We start from the raw sequence: 274 nt of genomic DNA, 5'->3' as shown, positions 1-274 counted from the left end.
AAGCGCATTCCGGGCCCGAGTGAAAAAGACGGTATCAAGATTGCCATCATCGGCCGCCCTAACGTGGGCAAGTCGACCCTGGTCAACCGCATGCTCGGTGAAGACCGGGTCATCGTCTACGACCAACCCGGCACCACCCGCGACAGCATCTACATCCCGTTCGAGCGTAATGACGAAAAGTACACGCTGATCGACACCGCCGGTGTGCGCAAGCGCGGCAAGATCCACGAGGAAGTTGAAAAGTTCTCCGTGGTGAAAACCCTGCAAGCCATCA

1 protein-coding gene is annotated in these 274 nt (G+C 57.7%); it reads left to right on the top strand.

Features of this window, described 5'->3' with window-relative positions:
- The coding region (locus AC0608_RS13710; RefSeq protein ID WP_478289459.1) for a GTPase at positions 1-274 on the top strand (274 nt) is incomplete at both ends.

It is taken from the genome of Flavobacterium sp. GNP008 (assembly GCF_056428965.1).
Note: the sequence above shows the minus strand (reverse complement) of the source record. Positions and strands in the feature narration are given on the sequence as shown.